At 58.0% G+C, this 19,811-nt stretch carries 19 protein-coding genes; 8 read left to right on the plus strand and 11 right to left on the minus strand.

The genetic code is table 11. The features are described 5' to 3' along the window. The first annotated feature begins 36 nt into the window (after window positions 1-36). Together FHW16_RS20785 and FHW16_RS20790 are read left to right on the plus strand one after the other, a co-directional pair. The gene (locus FHW16_RS20785; RefSeq protein ID WP_182551319.1) at window positions 37-507 is read left to right on the plus strand and encodes a MaoC family dehydratase; all 471 of its coding nucleotides are present in this window, start codon (window positions 37-39) and stop codon (window positions 505-507) included. Continuing rightward, the gene (locus FHW16_RS20790) at window positions 504-977 is read left to right on the plus strand and encodes a MaoC family dehydratase (protein WP_182551200.1); all 474 of its coding nucleotides are present in this window, start codon (window positions 504-506) and stop codon (window positions 975-977) included. Before FHW16_RS20785 ends, FHW16_RS20790 begins: the two co-directional genes overlap by 4 nt. 17 nt (window positions 978-994) lie before the next feature. On the opposite strand, the gene FHW16_RS20795 is transcribed toward FHW16_RS20790, so the two are convergent. From FHW16_RS20795 to FHW16_RS20820, 6 genes are all read right to left on the minus strand, one after another. Next, entirely contained in the window at window positions 995-1,540 is a 546-nt protein-coding gene (locus tag FHW16_RS20795) for an adenine phosphoribosyltransferase (RefSeq protein WP_182551201.1), read from the minus strand. Window positions 1,541-1,638: 98 nt separating this feature from the next. Beyond that, window positions 1,639-2,508, minus strand: a complete 870-nt coding sequence (locus tag FHW16_RS20800; protein ID WP_182551202.1) for a cytochrome c1 — start codon at window positions 2,506-2,508, stop codon at window positions 1,639-1,641. Between the two features lie 20 nt (window positions 2,509-2,528). Further along, window positions 2,529-3,827: a cytochrome b gene (locus FHW16_RS20805; protein ID WP_182551203.1), complete on the minus strand. Its 1,299-nt coding sequence runs from the start codon at window positions 3,825-3,827 to the stop codon at window positions 2,529-2,531. Between the two features lie 21 nt (window positions 3,828-3,848). After that, window positions 3,849-4,412, minus strand: coding sequence for a ubiquinol-cytochrome c reductase iron-sulfur subunit (petA, locus tag FHW16_RS20810; RefSeq protein WP_182551204.1), 564 nt, complete (start codon window positions 4,410-4,412; stop codon window positions 3,849-3,851). Between the two features lie 235 nt (window positions 4,413-4,647). Next, on the minus strand, window positions 4,648-6,498 hold the full coding sequence (locus FHW16_RS20815; RefSeq protein WP_182551205.1) for an ABC transporter ATP-binding protein: 1,851 nt from the start codon (window positions 6,496-6,498) through the stop codon (window positions 4,648-4,650). A gap of 170 nt (window positions 6,499-6,668) precedes the next feature. Beyond that, window positions 6,669-8,519: an ABC transporter ATP-binding protein gene (locus tag FHW16_RS20820; RefSeq protein WP_182551206.1), complete on the minus strand. Its 1,851-nt coding sequence runs from the start codon at window positions 8,517-8,519 to the stop codon at window positions 6,669-6,671. 395 nt (window positions 8,520-8,914) lie between these two features. On the opposite strand from FHW16_RS20820, the gene FHW16_RS20825 reads away from it, so the two are divergent. Further along, entirely contained in the window at window positions 8,915-9,388 is a 474-nt protein-coding gene (locus FHW16_RS20825; RefSeq protein WP_182551207.1) for a TrmH family RNA methyltransferase, read from the plus strand. Between the two features lie 49 nt (window positions 9,389-9,437). Here FHW16_RS20825 and FHW16_RS20830 read toward each other — a convergent pair whose 3' ends face one another. Continuing rightward, on the minus strand, window positions 9,438-10,541 hold the full coding sequence (locus tag FHW16_RS20830) for an ABC transporter substrate-binding protein (RefSeq protein WP_182551208.1): 1,104 nt from the start codon (window positions 10,539-10,541) through the stop codon (window positions 9,438-9,440). Window positions 10,542-10,772: 231 nt separating this feature from the next. Further along, window positions 10,773-11,045 (minus strand): hypothetical protein, encoded by a 273-nt coding sequence (locus tag FHW16_RS20835; RefSeq protein ID WP_105732021.1) that lies wholly within the window; start codon window positions 11,043-11,045, stop codon window positions 10,773-10,775. A 147-nt stretch (window positions 11,046-11,192) separates the two neighbouring features. Between FHW16_RS20835 and hemF the strand changes: the two genes are divergently transcribed. Together hemF and FHW16_RS20845 are read left to right on the plus strand one after the other, a co-directional pair. After that, complete coding sequence (gene hemF / locus FHW16_RS20840) at window positions 11,193-12,107, plus strand: oxygen-dependent coproporphyrinogen oxidase (protein WP_182551209.1); 915 nt, start codon at window positions 11,193-11,195, stop codon at window positions 12,105-12,107. A gap of 124 nt (window positions 12,108-12,231) precedes the next feature. Beyond that, the gene (locus FHW16_RS20845) at window positions 12,232-12,414 is read left to right on the plus strand and encodes a DUF1059 domain-containing protein (RefSeq protein WP_182551210.1); all 183 of its coding nucleotides are present in this window, start codon (window positions 12,232-12,234) and stop codon (window positions 12,412-12,414) included. Here FHW16_RS20845 and FHW16_RS20850 read toward each other — a convergent pair. From FHW16_RS20850 to FHW16_RS20860, 3 genes are read right to left on the minus strand one after another with little or no spacing between them, the layout of a single operon-like run. Beyond that, window positions 12,411-13,682, minus strand: coding sequence for a CCA tRNA nucleotidyltransferase (locus tag FHW16_RS20850; RefSeq protein WP_182551211.1), 1,272 nt, complete (start codon window positions 13,680-13,682; stop codon window positions 12,411-12,413). The genes FHW16_RS20845 and FHW16_RS20850 overlap by 4 nt on opposite strands. Then, complete coding sequence (locus tag FHW16_RS20855) at window positions 13,679-14,320, minus strand: CoA pyrophosphatase (RefSeq protein WP_182551212.1); 642 nt, start codon at window positions 14,318-14,320, stop codon at window positions 13,679-13,681. The genes FHW16_RS20850 and FHW16_RS20855 overlap by 4 nt, the downstream gene beginning before the upstream one ends. Further along, entirely contained in the window at window positions 14,317-14,925 is a 609-nt protein-coding gene (locus tag FHW16_RS20860) for a DUF1285 domain-containing protein (RefSeq protein WP_182551213.1), read from the minus strand. Before FHW16_RS20860 ends, FHW16_RS20855 begins: the two co-directional genes overlap by 4 nt. A gap of 132 nt (window positions 14,926-15,057) precedes the next feature. On the opposite strand from FHW16_RS20860, the gene FHW16_RS20865 reads away from it, so the two are divergent. Genes FHW16_RS20865 through FHW16_RS20875 form a run of 3 tightly spaced genes read left to right on the plus strand, consistent with a single transcriptional unit; the run spans window position 15,058 to window position 19,810 of the window. Continuing rightward, window positions 15,058-16,065, plus strand: a complete 1,008-nt coding sequence (locus FHW16_RS20865; RefSeq protein WP_182551214.1) for an AAA family ATPase — start codon at window positions 15,058-15,060, stop codon at window positions 16,063-16,065. After that, window positions 16,065-16,979, plus strand: coding sequence for a DUF58 domain-containing protein (locus FHW16_RS20870; protein WP_182551215.1), 915 nt, complete (start codon window positions 16,065-16,067; stop codon window positions 16,977-16,979). The genes FHW16_RS20865 and FHW16_RS20870 overlap by 1 nt, the downstream gene beginning before the upstream one ends. After that, a complete protein-coding gene (locus tag FHW16_RS20875) occupies window positions 16,979-19,810 on the plus strand; it encodes a DUF4159 domain-containing protein (protein ID WP_182551320.1) in 2,832 nt (943 codons plus the stop codon). Before FHW16_RS20870 ends, FHW16_RS20875 begins: the two co-directional genes overlap by 1 nt. The last annotated feature ends 1 nt before the right edge of the window (window position 19,811 follow it).

Consider the following 19,811-nt stretch of genomic DNA (forward strand, 5'->3'; position numbering starts at 1 on the left):
CTTGAACCAAATGCGCTCATGCCTATTATATCAGGCATGAGCGCATACAATCCCCGATATGCTTACGAAGATTTCACGGTTGGCAGCGAATGGCCGCTGCCCGCTAAATCGGTCGAAGCCAGCGAAATCATCGATTTTGCCAGTCAGTTTGATCCGCAACCCTTCCATCTGGATGAGGCTGCCGGAAAAGCCAGTATTCTTGGCGGCCTAGCTGCCTCCGGCTGGCACACGGTTTCCATGTTCATGCGCATGATGTGCGATGCCTACCTTCTCGATTCTACATCGCAGGGAGCGCCGGGTATCGACTACGCCAAGTGGAAGAAGCCGGTCCTTGCCGGAGACACGCTGACCGGCAAAAGCACGGTCCTGGATCGGCGTGTTTCCAAATCCAAGCCAAACCTCGGCTTCGTCACACTCCACCACGAAATCTACAATCAGCACGGCGTGGTCGTCTGCGAGCTGCAGAACACCGGCATGTTTACATTGCGGGAGCCCGTCGCAGCATGAGTGCAACTCTGCAATCGCTGATCGGGATCGAACGGGATCTCGGCACCCACACATTCACCGCCGAGGAGATCATCACCTTTGCAGGGAAGTATGATCCACAACGCTTTCACGTGGATCCGGAAGCAGCTAGGAAAAGCAACTTCGGTGCGCTCTGTGCATCCGGCTGGCACACAACAGCCATGTGGATGCGGCTGAATGTGGAAGACATGAAACGCCAGATCAAGACGGCCATGGAGCGTGGTGAAAAACCGCCGCAGTTCGGACCTTCGCCGGGCTTCGAGGACCTGAAATGGCTGAAGCCTGTTTACGCCGGCGACACGATCCGCTTTACCCGGACTCTGAATGGATTTCGCGAGCTGCAATCGCGCCCCGGATGGGCCATGATGCAGATGTCATCAGCCGCTTATAACCAGAACGACCAGAAGGTTCTGGAGTTCAACAGCGCCGCGTTGATTCTGCTGGTTGAATAAACGCCCGTAGAGCGCGCTCAGTGCCCTTCATAGGCAATGAGCGTGCGGACGTTAACCCCAAGTGCCTCGAGCTTCTTGCGGCCTCCCAGATCCGGCAGATCGATGATGAAACAGGCGCTGACGATATCCGCACCCATCTGCTGCAAAAGCTTGACCGCTGCTTCTGCCGTTCCACCTGTGGCAATCAGGTCATCAACGAGAATGACCTTCTCGCCCGGCACGATCGCATCGCGGTGCATCTCCATTTCGTCAACGCCGTATTCCAGACTGTAGGCAATGCGCACCGTATCATGCGGCAGCTTGCCCTTTTTGCGGATCGGCACGAACCCTGATGAAAGCTGGTGCGCCATGGCACCCCCTATGATGAAGCCGCGTGCTTCCACACCGGCAACCTTGTCGACCTTGCCGCCCGCGTAAGGGTGAACCAGCTCATCGATCGCCCGCCGGAAGGCCCGCGCATTTCCCAGCAAGGTCGTGATGTCGCGAAACATCACACCGGGTTTGGGGTAATCGGGAATATTACGAATGGCATCCACCAGCGTCTGCTTCAGTGTTGAATCCACGTCGTTGCTCCTTCGTGCCAGCAGGCCAGTTTAACGGTCCTGCACCGCAAAAGAAAAGGGCGCCGAGCGCCCTTTCCGGATCAGGTATAATTGACCGATCAATGTTCGATATCAGCCCAGATACGGCGCTTGGCGACATAGATCAGGCCGGCAAACAGAACGAGGAAGATCATGACACGGAAGCCGGTCTTCTTGCGTTCTTCCAGATGCGGCTCGGCAGCCCACATCAGGAACGCCGAAACGTCTTGCGAGTACTGAACCAGTGTCTGAGGCGAACCATCATCATAGGTCACCTGGCCATCCTGCAAAGGCTGGGCCATTGCCAATGACTTTGCGGCGATGAAGTAAGGGTTGTAGTGCGTTCCCTCTGGAATCTTCATGCCTTCCGGCGGCGTCTGGCCGAAACCGGTGAGCAACGCGTGAATATAGTCCGGTCCGCCTTCCTGATACTGTCCCCAGACGATGTCGATCAGGAACTGCGGAAAGCCACGCTCTACAGCGCGGGCCTTGGCGATCAGCGAGAAGTCAGGCGGAGCCGCACCATTGTTGGCGGCGGCAGCAGCCTGTTCATTGGCAAACGGCGACGGGAAATGATCGGCAGGAATGGCCTTGCGGGTGAACATCTCACCTTCCGCATTCGGACCGTCCTGCACTTCATACTCAGCGGCGAATGCCTTGACCTGTGCTTCGGTATAACCGAGTTCCGAAAGCGAACGGAAAGCCACCAGCTTCATGGAATGGCAAGCGGAGCAGACTTCTTTGTAGATCTTCAGACCGCGCTGAAGCTGCTGCTTGTCATAGGTGCCGAATGGTCCAGCGAAAGACCACTTCATCTCTTCCGGATGCTTGATCGGGAAGTGCGTTGGCTCAGCAGCGTTGTGAGCTGCTTCCTCTGCAAACGCACCACCACCGAAGGCCAGCATGGTTCCAAGACCAGCAGCTGCGAGACCGAGGAGGATTTTTTTCATCGGAGAGTCCTTCACGTTTCTCAGCCTTTGGTTTCCGGAGCGGCAGCAACACCTGAGGGCCGGCCGCCACTCTTGGTTTTTGCAAGCACGGCTTCCGTGATCGAGTTCGGTATGCGGCGCGGCGTTTCGATCAAACCCAGCAACGGCATGATGATGATGAAGAAGCCGAAGTAGAACGCGGTGCCGAGCTGCGAAAGGAGCGTGTAGACGCCTTCAGCAGGACGCGAACCGAGCCAGCCGAGCATGATGGCATTGGCAACGAAGATCCAGAAGAACAGCTTGTACCAAGGGCGGTAAACAGCCGAACGAACCTTCGATGTGTCGAGCCATGGCACGATGAACAGGATCGCGATCGAGCCGAACATGGTCAGAACGCCACCGAGCTTCGAGTTGATCGGTCCGATGTTGAAGGTGATGGCGCGCAGCATCGCGTAGAACGGCAGGAAGTACCATTCCGGAACGATATGGGCCGGTGTCTTCAGTGAATCAGCCGGAATGTAGTTGTCCGGATGGCCCATGTAGTTCGGCATGTAGAAGACGAAATAGGCAAAGAGGATGAAGAACAGCGACAGCGCAAATGCATCCTTGAGAGTTGCATAGGGCGTGAACGCAACCGTGTCCGTCTTCGACTTGACTTCAATACCGGTCGGATTGGTCTGGCCGGTAACGTGCAGCGCCCAGACGTGCAGGATAACGACACCGGCGATCATGAAGGGCAGCAGGTAATGCAGCGAGAAGAAACGGTTCAGGGTTGGATTATCCACGGCAAAACCACCGAGCAAAAGCTGCTGAATCGGGTCGCCGATGACAGGGAAAGCCGTAAAGAAGCCGGTGATAACAGTCGCACCCCAGAAGGACATCTGGCCCCAAGGCAAGACGTAACCCATGAAGGCAGTCGCCATCATCAGGAGCAGGATGATAACACCGAGGATCCACAGGAGCTCACGCGGCGCCTTGTAGGAGCCGTAGTAGAGACCGCGAAAAATATGAACCCAGACGGCCAGGAAGAACATCGATGCGCCGTTGGAATGCAGGTAGCGCAGAAGCCAGCCCGAATTCACATCACGCATGATCTTTTCAACGGAGTTGAAAGCCAGACCCGTATCGGCCGCATAATGCATGGCCAGGACGACGCCGGTGATGATCTGTGCAACCAGCATGATCGCCAGAATGCCGCCGAACGCATAGGCATAGTTGAGATTGCGCGGAACTGGATAGGCAACGAATGAATCATAGATCAGACGCGGCAACGGAAGTCGCGCATCGACCCATTTTTCGATACCTGTGTTCGGCGTATAGGATGAATGTCCACCGCTCATGTCGTGTCTCCCCCTGGAACCTTAGCCGATCTTGATGACGGTGTCGGAAATGAATGAAAGTGGCGGGACAGGCAGGTTTTCCGGTGCGGGACCGGAACGGATGCGTCCAGCGGTATCGTACTGTGAGCCATGGCATGGGCAGAACCAGCCACCGAAATCACCCTGCTGGCCAAGTGGAATACAACCGAGATGGGTGCAAACACCGATCATGACTAGCCAGTTTTCCTTGCCCTTGCCGGCGCCGCGATCCCCATCGGTCGCCTGAGCATCGCTTGGCAGATTGGCATTGCGCGCAATCGGATCCTTGAGCTGGCTCAGCTGAACGTTGGTCGCGTCCTCGATTTCCTTCGGCGTTCGGTTGCGAATGAAAACGGGCTTGCCGCGCCACTTGACCGTCAGGGACATGCCCGGTGTCAGCGCTGAAACATCAACTTCGATGGACGAGACTGCCAGCGTGGATGCATCCGGTCTCATCTGATCGATAAAGGGCCACGCAAAGGCGCCCACACCGACCACACCGGCCATACCTGTCGCAATATAGAGGAAGTCACGCCGTGTCGGCTCGGTCGTATCGTGTGCGCTCACGGGGCCTGTTCCTTTCCGAATAACAACGCCGCAGGAGAGTCCACTTTGTCACTAGAATAGACGACTGGCCCACAAAATGAGCCGCGCGGATTCCCCAGCATATTGCGTGGTTTCTAAGCATGTCGCTTGAGCTTGTCCAGCCTGACAGAGCCACAAGGGCAGGATGTCGCAGGGATAAGTCGCCACACCTTTTCCACTCTTTGGCCATGAATCTGTTCGGCTTTTGCGAGCGATGTCATATGCGGCCGATAAAGCCACCCGATTGGCGCGCCCAAAGTCCAGCATAGAGGCCGTTGGCGGCGATTAGTTCCTCGTGGCTGCCACTCTCGACAATTCGCCCCTCATCCATGACCACCAGCCGGTCAAGCGCCGCTATCGTCGACAGGCGGTGTGCGATGGCGATGACTGTCTTGCCGCGCATCAATCGGTAGAGATTGTCCTGAATCGCCGCTTCCACTTCCGAATCGAGCGCCGATGTCGCCTCGTCCAGAATGAGAATCGGTGCGTCTTTCAGCATCACCCGCGCAATGGCGATGCGCTGCCGCTGGCCGCCGGAAAGCTTGACGCCCCGCTCGCCCACATGCGCATCGAAACCATGCCGCCCCTTGGGGTCGGTCAAGGCGGCAATGAAGGTTTCGGCCTGCGCATTTTCCACGGCCTGCCGCATCAATTCGTCGGACGCGTCGGGCCGGCCGTAGAGAATGTTGTCACGTACCGAACGGTGCAGCAGCGACGTATCCTGCGTCACCATGCCGATATGCGCGCGCAGCGAGTCCTGCGTGACATGCGCAATATCCTGACCGTCGATCAAGATGCGCCCGCCCTGCACGTTGTAGAAACGCAGAAGTAGATTAACCAGCGTCGACTTGCCTGCACCGGAGCGCCCGACAAGGCCGACCTTTTCGCCGGGAAGGACGCTCAGCGACAGACTGTCGAAGACGGGCTTCGAACTGTCATAGTGAAACTGTACGTTGTCGAAGCTGATGGCGCCCGCGGGCACGGTGAGCTTCGTCGCATCCGGACTGTCGACAACGGTTACCGGCCGCGCCAGCAGCTCCATTGAATTCTGGATCGTGCCGTAGTTGCGCAAGAGGCCATTGAGGTTGGCCATTGTCCGTCCCAAAAGCATGCTCAACCGCAGGACAAGGCCGAGGGTGAAAGCGATTGCACCCGGCGTGATCTCCGCCTTCAGCCACAGATCAATCGAAACGACAGCCACGGCGCAGATCATCACGCCACTGGTTGCACCAAGCGCAATACGGATTCCGCTCAGGCCGCGCGTCAACGGGATTATGGCATCGAGCCAGCGCTGCATGCCCTGACGCATATAGGCGTCATCGCGCTCCGCACTGCCGAACAGTTTCAATGTCTGGATATTGCTGTAGCCGTCGACGAGCCGACCCGTGACAACTGAACTCGCTTCGGCTGTTTCCGCCGCTGCCCGGCGCACACGCGGCAGGAAATAACGGGCGATCAGGCTGAACACCGCTAGCCAGACAATAACGATTGTGGCCAGCCGCCAATCAAGATCACCGATCAATGCGATCGTGGTGACGCTGTAGACGATGCAGATCCAGATGGCCTGCAGGAGCGTCATCATGAAATCGCCCACCGCCTGCCCGGTGGCCCAGACCTTGGTGACGATGCGCCCGGAAAAGTCATTCTGGAAGAAGGCGAGGCTCTGGCGATAGGTGTGCAAATGCGCCTGCCAGCGCACCAGATTGAAAAAACCAGGCACGACAGTCTGCTCTTCGACCAGTGCGGACAGCGTCAGGATGATTGTCCGAGCGACCAGGACACCTGCCAGCATCAGCAGGAGCGGCGTGCCGTGATCCTGCATCAAGCCCTGCCAGCCCTTTGCAGGATTGACCGATGCCAGAATATCGACGAGCCCGCCAAGAAACCAGAACAGGCCGGCTTCCGTCAGCGCCACCAGTCCGCCGAGTACCAGCACTGCGAAAAAAGCGGCCTTTGCCTGCCGGACATAGAACCAGATGAACGGAAAGGGCCGCGACGGAACATGATCCGCCGGAGGTGCGGCGTAGGGATCAATCCAGCTTTCGAAAAGACGGAAAACATTTCTCATGCGGTGCAGAAGCCTTTCTGGGTCAGACGTGCAGCGCGCGACTGAAAAGATACTTTTGAGTGAGTCCCCTCGCCGGTCAAATTAAAGTTCGTTCAGATATTCTCCGGCAAAGAAAAACGCCTCCCGGCAGGACCGGGAGGCGGCATCTTGGTACGGAGAATCAGACCTGACTATTCCGCCGCTTCCTGCTCGTCATCCAATCCGAGGAAGCCTCCGGACTGCCGGGCCCAGAGATTGGCATAGATGCCATTGGCAGCGATCAGCTCCTCATGGCTGCCACTTTCCACGATCTTGCCCTTGTCCATCACCACGAGGCGATCGAGCGCTGCAATGGTCGACAGGCGGTGTGCGATGGCAATCACGGTCTTTCCCTGCATCAGCCGGTAAAGATTGTCCTGGATGGCGGCCTCCACTTCCGAGTCGAGCGCAGAGGTTGCTTCGTCCATGATGAGGATCGGTGCATCCTTGAGCATGACCCGGGCGATGGCGACACGCTGGCGCTGCCCACCGGAAAGCTTGACGCCACGCTCGCCCACATGGGCATCATATCCACGCCGCCCCTTGGGATCGGACGCTGCCTCGATGAATGCCTCCGCCTGTGCATTCTGCACGGCCTGACGCATCAGTTCTTCCGAGGCATCGGGCCTGCCATACAGCACATTGTCCCGGATCGAGCGATGCAGCAGCGAGGTATCCTGCGTGATCATGCCGATATGTTCACGCAGTGAATCCTGCTTCACCTTCGCGATGTCCTGACCATCGATCGTGATGCGACCACTCTCCAGGTCGTAGAACCGCAAGAGCAGGTTGACGAGCGTCGACTTGCCCGCACCCGACCGCCCGACAAGCCCGATCTTTTCACCGGGGCGAATGTCGAGGGACAGACGATCAATGACGCCGGCGCCCTTGCCATAATGGAAGCCAATCGCCTCGAAGCTGATCGCACCGGCAGTTACCGCCAGTTCCGGCGCTTTGGGAACATCCGTGACAAGCCGTGGCAGCGAGATAGAGGTTATGCCGTCTTCCACCGTGCCGATATTCTCGAACAATGCCGACATTTCCCACATGATCCACTGCGACATGCCGTTGAGACGCAGTACAAGGCCGATACCGACCGCAACGGCACCAACCGAGATGGCGGAGCCGAGCCATAGCCAGATCGCAATACTGCTCACCGAGAACAAAAGGAGACAGTTCATCGCGTAAAGCGTGACGTGGAAACCGGTCACCATGCGCATCTGCGTGTAGGCGGTCGACAGGAATTCCTCCATTCCCTCGCGGGCATAGCTTTCCTCCCGCTTGGAATGGGAGAAGAGCTTGACCGTGGCGATGTTGGTATAGCTATCCACAATACGCCCCGTCATGGACGACCGGGAATCTGCCTGCGCCTTGGACGCAACCTGCAGCTTCGGGATGAAATACCACATCAACCCGACATAGGCTGCCAGCCAGACCAGAAACGGTATCATGAGACGCAGATCTGCAGCGGCGGCAATGATCAGCGTGCCGCTGAAATAGACGATCACATAATTCAGGACATCAAGCAGCTTCATCACCGCTTCACGTACGGCAAGCGATGTCTGCATGAGCTTGGTGGAAATCCGTCCGGCGAACTCGTCCTGAAAGAACGTCATTGACTGGCGCACGACATAACGGTGCACGAGCCAGCGAATCCGCATGGGATAATTGCTCAGCAGGGTCTGATGGATAACCAGCGAATCGAACAGCACGATAGCCGGCATCAGGATGAGTACAACACCTGCAAGCAACGCGAGCTTCCAGCCTTCCTGCGCAATGAACGTCTCGCGCGACTGGCTGGACAGCCAGTCGACGACATTGCCCATGAACGCATACATGGACACTTCAAGGACAGCGATCGATGCGGTGCATACCGCCATGACGGCGAGCCATGGCCAGACACCGCGTGTATAATGCAAACAGAACGCAACCAGTGTTTTGGGTGGCTCACGGGGCTCGGCAGCTGGAAACGCATCAAGCCTTTGTTCAAACCAGCGAAACATTATCTAACCTCTTTCGGGCAGCAGTCCCGGCAAAAAATGCGAGACAGGAATAAATCCGGCGCAGACTGGCGGTTACTGCGCTTGGGTTGCCGGAGCATGATCAAAGTAGAAGGAGACATACATGCAAACGCCAACCCTGTTGGGCGAATGCGACTCGTGTCTTGGAAGAAAAACTACGCGGAAAAAACAGACACAAGACCGCCAACGACACCGGCCACGGCTTCAGCAGGAGAAGCCATCCGGTTTGGAAGAAGTCGGAAAAATTCAGTCATCGACACCTCCAAGATTAGCGTTGCGGTCGAAACCCTATACCTATTATGAACGGAAAAAGCGAGAGCCTATTCTCATGAAATACGCTTGTATGAGCAAAATGTTGCCGATGGAGCACGCCCCCTGTGACTGAAGAAAAAACCAACCTGCGCATCGCGCTCTATCAGCCTGATATTCCCGGCAACACAGGCACGATCCTGCGCATGGCCGCCTGCTTCGGTATCAGCGTCGATCTCATCGAGCCTGCGGGCTTCGATGTCTCCGACCGATCACTCAAGCGGGCAGGCATGGATTATCTCGAACAGGCGGCGCTCACACGCCATGCGGACTGGCAGCATTTTCACAACTGGCGGCTCGGCGAAAAGCGCCGGTTGCTGCTGTTCTCCACCAAGGCGGCGGTGCCCTACACGCAATTTACTTTTCAGCCGGGCGATATCCTGCTGCTGGGACGCGAATCATCCGGTGTACCGGAGGACGTTCACCAAGCGGCGGATGCAAGGCTGATTATTCCGATGGTGCCGGGCGCACGCTCGCTCAATCTTGCGCTGTCCGCAGCGATCGCCACGGGTGAAGCCCTGCGGCAATTCTCGCTGGCATGAAAAACGCCGGCCATTTCTGACCGGCGTTCCATTTCCATCAAAGGCAAGCTTACTTGATTTCGGCTGCCTTGCCGTCTTCCCACTTGTAGAGAACGAAGGTCGGCGTCGTCAGATCGCCTGTTTTCGCGTAGGTCAGATCGCCAACAACGGTCGAAACCGGTGCGCCGGAATGCAGCGCTTCGGCAACGGCTGCCGGATCGGCAGAGCCAGCCTTTTCGATACCGGCCTTGATGACCTGCAGTGCTGCATAGGCATTGAGCGTGAATGCTTCAGCCGGAATATTCTTGGCCTTCAAAGCTTCCATGATCTTCGCAGCAGAAGGGTTCTTTGTCGGATCAGCACTGTTGGTGAACAGAGTACCGGCAGCAGCTTCGCCGCCAATGGCCCAATATTCGGTGTTCGACAGGCCTTCGGCACCGATGATCTGGGCCTTGATGCCCTGATCGGCCAGCTGACGGGCAATCAGTCCGCCTTCAGGATGGTAGCCGCCAAAATAGATCACATCGGCTTTTTCCGACTTCAGGCGGGTAATGAGCGCACTGTAGTCCTTTTCACCGGCATTGATGCCCTGATCGACAACTTCCTTGACGCCGCCCTTGTTGAGCGTTGCCTTCAGGCCATTGGCCAGACCCGTGCCGTAGGTGTTCTTGTCATAGACGACAGCAATGCGCTTGTCCTTGTAGTGCTCAAGAATGTACTGGGCAGCGACTTCAGCCTGCTGGTCATCGCGGCCGCAGGTGCGGAACACGGTTTCCAGACCGCGTGTGGTCAGGTCGGGTGTGGTGGACGTCGGAGTGATCATCAGGATGCCGTTTTCAGCCAGCACGTCCGAAACAGGCATCGAAACACCTGAGGTGACCGGACCAACCACAAACTTGATACCTTCGCCGACCACCTGGTTGGCAACCGACACACCCTGCTTCGGCTCGCCGGCATCATCGAAAAGCTTGATGACGATCTTCTCGCCCTTGATGCCGCCTTCGGCATTGATGGCTTCTGCAGCAGCTGCAACGCCATTCTTCACCTGCATGCCGTAGGCAGCCACAGGGCCGGTTACAGGCGCGATGTTCCCGATGACGATGTCAGCCCGGGCGAATGAAGTCATCGCCATGACAGCCGTCAACGCCACGCCAGAGATCAACGATAAGCGCATAGTGTCCTCCTTGAATTTTTTATTGCGCGGCCGGAAGATTCTCCGGCACTGGAAAAAAGTTCTACTGTCTTTATGGCGGGCTGTCAGCCACGATTCATGACAATCCTGAATCCATCATTGAAATATTTTGATGTCTTTTATGAAGAAAAATGTTCGGTTCCGCAGAGATCAGACCAATTCTGCGGATCGTTCGAGGATTTTTGGTCGTTGAATGACCATTTTTGATGATTTTCAGTCCGCATTCGGCAAACGGCGCATCGTGAATTCGATGATATCGCCCGGCCGTTCATACCAACTCTCGATCTCTGTCCAGTAGGCCGCTTTCGGATATTGCTCAAACCATTCCTTCGCCTTCTCCCGTGCAGCAAGGCGTGGCAGGCGGAAACTCTCGCGGATGAATGCCCCGCGCTGCCGGGTAGCTTCGCCCCGGCTTTCCTTCAGCTGCTTCCTCAAGCCGTCAAGCGGTGGCTTGGGAAAGTGTGTCCTGGGTACTTTGGAGACCATCTCGTATCCCTTCCTGAACCCTACACACGGGAGATTAGATCAAACCGAGCCCTGAAAACGAGTCATTTTTTTGGGATAGCAGAAACAGCTCCTTCCTTTGCCGCCGCCCGGATGTGATAAAGTGCACAGCAAGAAGGATTCGTTGATATGGACCGCCCAGACATTCCCGCCATTCTGCCTGAAGCGCTGGAAGACAAGAAGGTAGCCGCGACCGCGTGGTTTGCCGAATTGCGCGACAAGATCTGCGCCAGCCTTGAAAAGATCGAGGATGATCTTGAGGGGCCGCTCTCCGACCGGGCTCCAGGCCGTTTCGTGCAGACGCCGTGGCAACGGGAAGAAGGGAAAGGCGGCGGCGGAATCATGTCCATCATGCATGGTCGCGTCTTCGAGAAAGTCGGGGTTCACACCTCAACGGTCCACGGCGAATTTTCTCAGGAGTTTCGTAAGCAGATACCCGGCGCCGAGGAGGATCCACGCTTCTGGGCCTCGGGTATTTCCCTGATCGCCCATCCGCAAAATCCATATGTTCCTGCCGTTCATATGAATACACGCATGGTGGTCACGACCCGCCAGTGGTTTGGCGGCGGCGCGGATCTGACGCCGGTTCTCGACCGCAAACGGACGCAGGACGATGCGGATACGACAGCCTTCCACAAGTCATTGAAATTCGTCTGCGACAAGCATTCGGCGGTCGCCAATCACGAGAAGTTCAAGGACTGGTGCGACGAGTACTTTTATCTGCCGCACCGCAAGGAGCCGCGTGGCACAGGCGGCATTTTCTATGACTGGCTGCATTCGTCCGAAGAGAATGGCGGCTGGGAGGCTGACTTTGCTTTTACCCGCGACGTCGGCCGGGCATTTTCTGTCGTTTACCCCTATCTCGTGCGTCAGCACTTCAATCAGGACTGGAGCGCCGAAGACCGGCAGGAACAGCTGGTCCGCCGCGGGCGCTATGTCGAGTTCAACCTGCTCTATGACCGCGGCACGATCTTCGGCCTCAAAACCGGTGGCAATGTGGATTCGATCCTGTCGTCCATGCCGCCAACGGTCAAATGGCCGTGATGTGATCTTTTAAGGGATCAATCTCGTTTTTCATGCGTTATGCTGCTGTTGGTACGGCATGTGAAGCCGTATCTCGATGGAGAGAGTTCGTCACACGCCGGGCTCACAACAGGGAGAAAAGGCCATGAAAGAACTTCATTGCATCGTTCCCGGTTGCCAGTGGCATACCCGTCACGACACCGAAGCTGAAATCATCCGCCGCACAACTGAACATCTTCGTGAAACCCATGGCGAAACAGCCATTCGCGAACCCATGCTGGAGACGATCAAGGCCAACATTCAGCCTGAAAAGACTAGGGCCGCCTAGGTTTTAGCGACGAATTCGGGAATTCTGGCAAGCAGCGCACTACGGTCGAGGATAAAGCCTGAGTCAATCCAGGTATCTTCCAAAGCACGTTGCAGCTTTCCTACTTCAGGCCCTTTTTCCAGACCGGCAGCGACGAGATCGCCGCCGGTAACCGGAAACTTGGGCTTTTCGTAACGTTCGGCGAACTCCAGAAGCTTTGACAGATGCCCCGCCCGCATCATAGCGGCATTGTCATTGAGCGCGTCCATGCGCGCCGATACCAGTGCAAGGCGCAGGCGGTCGATCATGCCTTGCCCGTCACTGCGATAGAGCCGTTTGGCGAAACCCGCCTCTGAAATTTCAGGATTGGGCACGACGGCGGCAGCCCATGCCAGCAGTCGCTCCCGTTCCTGATTGGAAAGTTTGAGACGTTGAGCCATCTCGTTGACGCGATCCGTATGGGGCGGAACGATGCTGGCGAGACGCAGAAGCGGATCGGCGTGCCAGCCAAGCTCTTTTTCCGTTTTGACAAGCCCGTGGATCGTGTCGATGCCCCACTTTTCGCTCTCTGGAAGAACCGCTGTCAGTACGCCGGCCTGCCGCATCCAAAGAAGGGCGCGAGACGGGTCCGGCGCCGCCAGCATATTCTTAAGCTCCGACCAGACACGTTCCGACGACAGCTGCGCCAGACCGTCTTTCAATCTTGCACAAGCCTTCAGGCCCTCGCTTTCCGGTCGGCCGTGGCCATACCAGGCAAAGAAGCGGAAAAACCGCAGGATACGCAGGTAATCTTCACGGATGCGTTGCTCCGCATCGCCGATGAAACGCAACGTCCGGCTTTCAATATCCGCAAGACCACCGACCAGATCAACGATCGTGCCATCTGCCTCGACGTAAAGCGCATTGATGGTGAAGTCTCGCCGCGCCGCATCCACCTGCCAATCCCGTCCGAAGGCAACGGCGGCATGACGACCGTCCGTCTTGACATCGGCGCGCAGCGTGGTGACCTCGAACGGCCGCTTGTCGGCGATGACAGTCACCGTACCGTGGCTGATCCCGGTCGGCACCGTTTTGAAACCCGCCGCCTCCGCCCGGTGTATCGTTTCATCCGGCACGCAGGTCGTCGCGATGTCGAGATCGGACACCGCCTGCCCGAGGAGCGTATTGCGCACCGCACCGCCGACGATGCGCGCGCCTTCGCCATTGGCAGAAAGGGCCGCAAGCAGCTTTTGCAAAGCCGCGTCCTGCAGCCACGGAGCCTTGTCGGCAATGGAAATTCTCGTGCTCAAGAATAGAGCCTTTCATAGAGTGTGCGGATGATGCCGGCTGTAACGCCCCAGATGAAGCGGTCACCGAACGGCATCGTATAATAGAAACGTTCCTTGTCCTGCCATATGCGGCTTTCCCTGCGGTGGTTGGCAGGATTCATCAGAAAGGACAATGGCACTTCGAACACATCGGCCACTTCATCCGGATTGGGCGTCAGCGTAAAAGGGGGATGAACCAGCCCCAGCACCGGCGTGATGGAATAGCCTGTGGTGGTGAGGTAGCGCGGCAGACGGCCGAGAAGCTCGACATGCCGCCCCTCCAATCCGATCTCCTCATAAGTCTCCCGCAGGGCTGCCTTTTCCGGTTCAAAATCATCTTCCGGATCAATGGCGCCGCCAGGAAAAGCCACCTGTCCCGAATGCTTGCGCATATTGGCATTGCGCAGGGTGAGAATGACACCGGCTTCATCCCCGCGATCGACGATCGGGATCAGCACAGCCGCATCACGCAGTTTGGTGGCCGCGATCAAGGCGTCGAGATCCGGATTGAGCAGATGGTCGCCATGGTCGACGCTCAGCGTTTCATTGCCTTTTGAGGCGACGCGCTGGGCAAAGGCGCGGGCAGAAAAGCCGTCTTCATGTCGCAGGGTCTGGCTCATAGGCTCTGCTCTTCCAGTTCGCCGGAGGGCATGATCGGAAAGACTGTTCCGCCGGAGCGCACGGCAAACATGGACTTGCCATCAATCACGATATCTTCGCCATGGCTGACCAGTTCGTACATGACCGGACGCGCCAGCAAGGCCTCCAGCCGTCCGCGCACCAAGACATAGGGCTTCAGCCCGCCATTGGCCGGATCGATGACAAAGCGCAACGGATTGTCGGCATTCACCTCGACGATATCGCCGACATTGGTGCGAAACGTCATGATCTGGTCATCGCCCTTGCCCGACACATTGAGCTCAACCCCGAGGAAGGGAGCATCTTCGACACGAATACCGACCTTCTCGACGGGTGTCACCAGATAGGTCTTGCCATCCGCGTCCTTGCGCAGGACCGTGGAGAAAAGCCGGACCAGCGGTGCCCTGCCGATGGGCGTTCCCATATAGAACCATGTGCCATCCGCCTTGATCTCCATATCGAGATCCCCACAGAAATCAGGATTCCATTTTTCAACGGGCGGCAGGCCCTTGCCTTGGGCAGCGGCGCGCGAAATCAGCGCTTCAAGACCTGCTGCATCCCGCAAACTGCCTTCTGACTGTGCCATTACAAGACCTTTTTGTTCATTCGTCACGAAATAGTCACCGTTAAACCGCTTGTCAGCATGTCATAGTGATTTAGACTCATTTAATAATGGAACTGACCATAAACCAGCTCCAAGCCAGAGACGAGGTAAACCATGACGATTATCAAAACCGGGGAACCATCCGATCCGAAGGCGATGATAGCAGAAGCCGAGAAGGCGCTGGCCGATATTTCCCGGATACGCGCTGCAATCGGTACGGTCATCTTTGGTCAGGAAAGCGTGATCGAACGCACGCTTGTGGCATTGCTGGCCGGTGGCCATGCGCTTCTGGTCGGCGTCCCCGGCCTCGCCAAGACCAAGCTGGTTGAAACGCTTGGTACCGTGCTTGGACTTGACGAGCGCCGCGTGCAGTTCACCCCCGACCTGATGCCATCCGATATTATCGGCTCCGAGGTCATGGAGCAGGATGATCACGGCAAACGCTCGTTCCGCTATGTCCGGGGCCCGATCTTTGCCCAGCTGCTGATGGCCGACGAGATCAACCGAGCCTCGCCGCGCACCCAGTCCGCGCTGTTGCAATCCATGCAGGAGTATCATGTGACGGTTGCGGGCGAACGGCATGACCTGCCAACACCGTTCCACGTGCTCGCAACACAAAATCCGCTTGAGCAGGAAGGTACATATCCCCTGCCCGAAGCCCAGCTCGACCGCTTCCTGATGCAGATCGATATCCTGTATCCTGAGCTGGATGCGGAGCGCCGGGTATTGCTGGAAACCACGGGCACGTCAGAAGTTCGCGCCGCCAAGACCATCGACGCCGAGCGTCTGCGGGAGATGCAGCAGCTGATCCGCCGCATTCCCGTTGCAGACGGTGTTGTCGAAGCCATTCTCAAACTCGTGCGCTCGGCCCGTCCCGGCGCGGACAACGAGATAGCACAGAAGTTCATCGCGTGGGGTCCCGGCCCCCGCGCCAGTCAGGCGCTGATGCTCTGCGCCCGTGCCCGTGCGCTTTATGATGGACGCCTTGCCCCTTCCGTCGATGACGTGAAGGCGCTTGCGGAACCGGTCCTGCAGCACCGCATGGCGCTGACTTTCGCCGCCCGTGCCGATGGGATGAATGTCCGTGAAGTCATTGCGAACCTGACCAAGGCCGCCCTCTGATGGCAGCCATCGGCGCTCAGGTCCAGAAGACCGGGACACGCGATGCATTGGCGCGCGGGCGCCAGCGCGCTGCACTGTTGCCTGATCTTCTGGTCGAAGCGCGCCGCATTGCCAACACCACGAACACCGGCTGGCATGGCCGGCGCAAAAGCGGCGTGGGCGAAACCTTCTGGCAGTTCCGGCCCTATACGGAGGGCGAGGCTGTTTCGCGTATCGACTGGCGCCGTTCCGCCCGGGACGACCGGATTTATATCCGCGATCAGGAGTGGGAAGCAGCCCACACCGTATGGCTTTGGGCGGATTCCTCGGCGTCCATGCTCTACAAGTCCGATATGGCGCAGGTATCAAAAGAATCGCGCGCACTCGTGATTACTTTGGCATTGGCCGATCTTCTGTCGCGCAGCGGCGAACGCATTGCCTTCCCTGATGTGACGGACCCAACCTCCGCCGCCAACGGTGCGGAACGGCTGGCAACGGCACTATCCCATGCAATCAATCTGCCCAAACAGCCGGATTTCAGCAGGGTCAGACGCTTTTCCGACGTGGTTCTGGTCAGCGATTTTCTCGAACCGGTCAACGAAACACTTGTGATGCTTGAGCAGATTGCCCAGCGTGGCGCCCGTGCCCATCTGGTGGAAATCTATGACCCGACAGAAGAGGATTTTCCCTACAAGCGGCGCACGGAATTCGTCGACCCGGAATCTGGAGCGATACTGACCGTCGGACGCGCCCAGGATTATGCCGAGGAGTACAGGCGACTGTTCTTCGCCCGCCGCGAAACCCTCAGCGCCTATTGCCGTCGCATCGGCTGGAGCTATACGACCAACCGTACGGACCGGCTTGCCTCGGAAGCACTCGTTTCCATACACCTGAATATGACGGCCGATGCCGGTTACCAGAGGACCGGCATATGATGGGTGCTTTTCCTCTCGCCCTCGGTGCACCGGCGATTCTTCTGGGTCTTCTGGCCCTTCCAGTCATTTGGTGGCTGTTGCGGGCAACACCGCCGCGGCCGATCCGGGAATCATTCCCGCCGCTGAAAATCCTCGCGCAGATCCTCAAGAAGGAAGAAACGCCGGACAGGAGCCCCTGGTGGCTGACATTACTGCGGCTCCTGCTGGCGGCGCTGGTCATTCTGGCACTGGCTGAACCGGTCTGGAATCCGCGCCCCGAAACCTTGAACGGCAAGGAGCCGGTCGCCATCGTGCTCGACAATGGCTGGTCCTCCAACGAAGAATGGAATGCGCGCAAGGAAACGGCTGAACGGCTGATTGCCGACGCCAATGCCTCCGGTGCGCTCATCTACATCCTTGGAACCGCCGAAAAGCTGAATGCGGATGTCGGGCCGCTCGATGCCACAACCGCACTCGAACGGCTGCGCGCGCTGAATGTCCGGCCGATCCCTGTCGACCGTGCCGCCGCCTTCGACCGCCTGAAAACCGTACTTTCAGGCGTCAATGGCGTTCGCGTTGCCTATCTCAACGATGGCGTCGATACCCCGCAGGCAACTGCGGCCGTGAAATCGATGGAAGCCAGCGGCATTGCATCGGTGATCTGGTATCAGCCATCAATCGCTGCGCTTTCTGCCATCAGGCAGGTGGAGAACAATGCGAACGGGTTGACCGTCCACGCCGTCCGTTCCAATGACAGCCGGGCACCGGGTGGCGTCACCATCGGCGCCTATGATGAAAAAGGCCGCCGTATTGCCGAAACCGGTCTGGTTTTCCGTGCCAATGAAGCGACTGGTGAAGCCGTGATCACGGCTCCATACGAACTGCGCAACGATTTCAACAGCCTGCGTATCGACAATGCACCCCATGCCGGGGCGACGTTCCTCGTCGATGACAACAACAAACGGCGGCGCGTGGCCCTGCTTTCAGGCTCGGAAGCGGATCTGTCGCAACCCCTGCTTTCACCACTCTATTATATTTCGCGCGCGCTTGAACCGTTCGCAGATCTCCTGCGCCCGCGCAATGCGGAGCTAACCAAAGCCGTTCCCGAGCTTCTGGAGCAGAAACCGTCCGTGATCATCATGGCCGATATCGGCAAGCTGCCCGGAGAAACCGAGCAGGCCATGGTTGACTGGGTTGCCAAGGGCGGCACGCTGATCCGTTTCGCCGGACCGCGTCTTGCGGGCAATAGCGAACAGGACCCGCTTTTACCGGTCAATCTGCGCAAGGGTGAACGCTCTCTGGGTGGTGCGCTCTCGTGGAAGGAATCGCAACCCATCGCCGCGTTCCCGGATACGGGCCCCTTTGCTGGTCTGCCGACACCCCAGGATGTGACTGTCACGCGGCAGGTATTGGCGGAACCCGCTGTTGATCTCTTCGAAAAGAGCTGGGCCAATCTGGCCGATGGTACGCCGCTGGTGACCGGCGAGACCCGCGGACGCGGCCAGATCGTTCTGTTTCACGTTACGCCGGAGGCTACCTGGTCAAATCTTCCGATCAGCGGCAGTTTCGTCGACATGCTGCACCGGATTCTGACCCTGTCACGCAATACCGGCCCCTCGCCGCAAGAAAATGGTGCTGGCGCTTCCCGCGCACTTCCGCCTTATCTGACGTTGAACGCGGAAGGAGCCCTGACTCCACCGGGCGGAGACGCGAAACCCCTGATCCTCAAGGCAGGAGAAACTGGCAAGGTGAGCTTCGACAATCCTCCCGGCTTCTATGGTGTCGAAGATTCAATGAGTGCGCTCAATCTCTTCCGCCCAGACAGCGAGATAAAGCCTTTGGTACGCCCCGACCTGACCATACCCGTCACCACCGCCCGTTATGCCGCTGACGAGTCACTGCCGCTGCGTGGCCCATTGTTTGGCCTTGCAGCCCTGCTTCTGGCTCTCGATGCTCTGGCCATTCTCTGGCTTGGCGGGCATATGCGCCGCCGTTTGAAGACTGTTGCAGCGGCTTCTCTGGCAATCCTGCTCATTCCCGCTGTTTTGGCACTCGGCCCTTCTCCTGCACGGGCCCAGCAAAATGACAGCAAGCCGGGCGACCAGGCGATACTGGATGCCGTCAATGTCACGCACCTTGCCTATGTGATCACGGGCGACAGTGCCGTTGACGATATCAGCAAGGCGGGCTTGTTTGGCCTTTCCAGAGCCCTTGCCGACAGTACAGCGCTGGAGCCGGGTGACCCCATCGGGGTCAATCCCGAGAGCGACGAACTGGCATTCTTCCCGCTGATCTACTGGCCGATCGACCCGTCTGCCAAAATGCCGTCACCCGCCTCGATCGCCAGGATAGACGCCTATATGCAACAGGGCGGCACCGTCCTCTTCGATACGCGCGATCAGGATGCCGCGGCAATCAGTTTTGACAACAGCGCCACTCCGGCCAATGCGCGGCTGCGCGAAATCCTTTCCGGCCTGAACATACCCGCGTTGGAACCGGTACCAACGGATCACGTGCTGACCAAGGCCTTTTATATCCTGCAGGATTTCCCCGGCCGGTTCCGCGGCAGCCAGCTCTGGGTACAGGCTTCACAGGCACCGGAAGCCAGTAAAGACAGGCCCGTGCGCGTTGGCGACGGGGTTTCGCCCATCATGATAACAGGCAATGATTTTGCCGGGGCGTGGGCAGTCAATGCCAGCGGCACGCCTCTGCTTCCAACAATTCCAAATGATCCCGATCAGCGGGTTCTGGCCTATCGCGCGGGTATCAACATCGTCATGTACATGCTGACCGGCAACTACAAATCGGATCAGGTGCATGTACCTGAACTCTTGAAGCGGCTGGCGAACTGAC

Origin of the sequence: Phyllobacterium myrsinacearum (genome assembly GCF_014138285.1) — a bacterium.
GTDB classification, from domain to species: Bacteria; Pseudomonadota; Alphaproteobacteria; order Rhizobiales; family Rhizobiaceae; genus Phyllobacterium; species Phyllobacterium myrsinacearum_A.

Coding starts and splice junctions, on each gene's coding strand:
- FHW16_RS20785 (WP_182551319.1), top strand. CDS start 37: ATGAGCGCATACAATCCCCGATATGCTTACGAAGATTTCACGGTTGGC.
- FHW16_RS20790 (WP_182551200.1), top strand. CDS start 504: ATGAGTGCAACTCTGCAATCGCTGATCGGGATCGAACGGGATCTCGGC.
- FHW16_RS20800 (WP_182551202.1), bottom strand. CDS start 2,508: ATGAAAAAAATCCTCCTCGGTCTCGCAGCTGCTGGTCTTGGAACCATG.
- FHW16_RS20805 (WP_182551203.1), bottom strand. CDS start 3,827: ATGAGCGGTGGACATTCATCCTATACGCCGAACACAGGTATCGAAAAA.
- FHW16_RS20815 (WP_182551205.1), bottom strand. CDS start 6,498: ATGAGAAATGTTTTCCGTCTTTTCGAAAGCTGGATTGATCCCTACGCC.
- FHW16_RS20820 (WP_182551206.1), bottom strand. CDS start 8,519: ATGTTTCGCTGGTTTGAACAAAGGCTTGATGCGTTTCCAGCTGCCGAG.
- FHW16_RS20830 (WP_182551208.1), bottom strand. CDS start 10,541: ATGCGCTTATCGTTGATCTCTGGCGTGGCGTTGACGGCTGTCATGGCG.
- FHW16_RS20835 (WP_105732021.1), bottom strand. CDS start 11,045: ATGGTCTCCAAAGTACCCAGGACACACTTTCCCAAGCCACCGCTTGAC.
- hemF (WP_182551209.1), top strand. CDS start 11,193: ATGGACCGCCCAGACATTCCCGCCATTCTGCCTGAAGCGCTGGAAGAC.
- FHW16_RS20845 (WP_182551210.1), top strand. CDS start 12,232: ATGAAAGAACTTCATTGCATCGTTCCCGGTTGCCAGTGGCATACCCGT.
- FHW16_RS20855 (WP_182551212.1), bottom strand. CDS start 14,320: ATGAGCCAGACCCTGCGACATGAAGACGGCTTTTCTGCCCGCGCCTTT.
- FHW16_RS20860 (WP_182551213.1), bottom strand. CDS start 14,925: ATGGCACAGTCAGAAGGCAGTTTGCGGGATGCAGCAGGTCTTGAAGCG.
- FHW16_RS20865 (WP_182551214.1), top strand. CDS start 15,058: ATGACGATTATCAAAACCGGGGAACCATCCGATCCGAAGGCGATGATA.
- FHW16_RS20870 (WP_182551215.1), top strand. CDS start 16,065: ATGGCAGCCATCGGCGCTCAGGTCCAGAAGACCGGGACACGCGATGCA.
- FHW16_RS20875 (WP_182551320.1), top strand. CDS start 16,979: ATGGGTGCTTTTCCTCTCGCCCTCGGTGCACCGGCGATTCTTCTGGGT.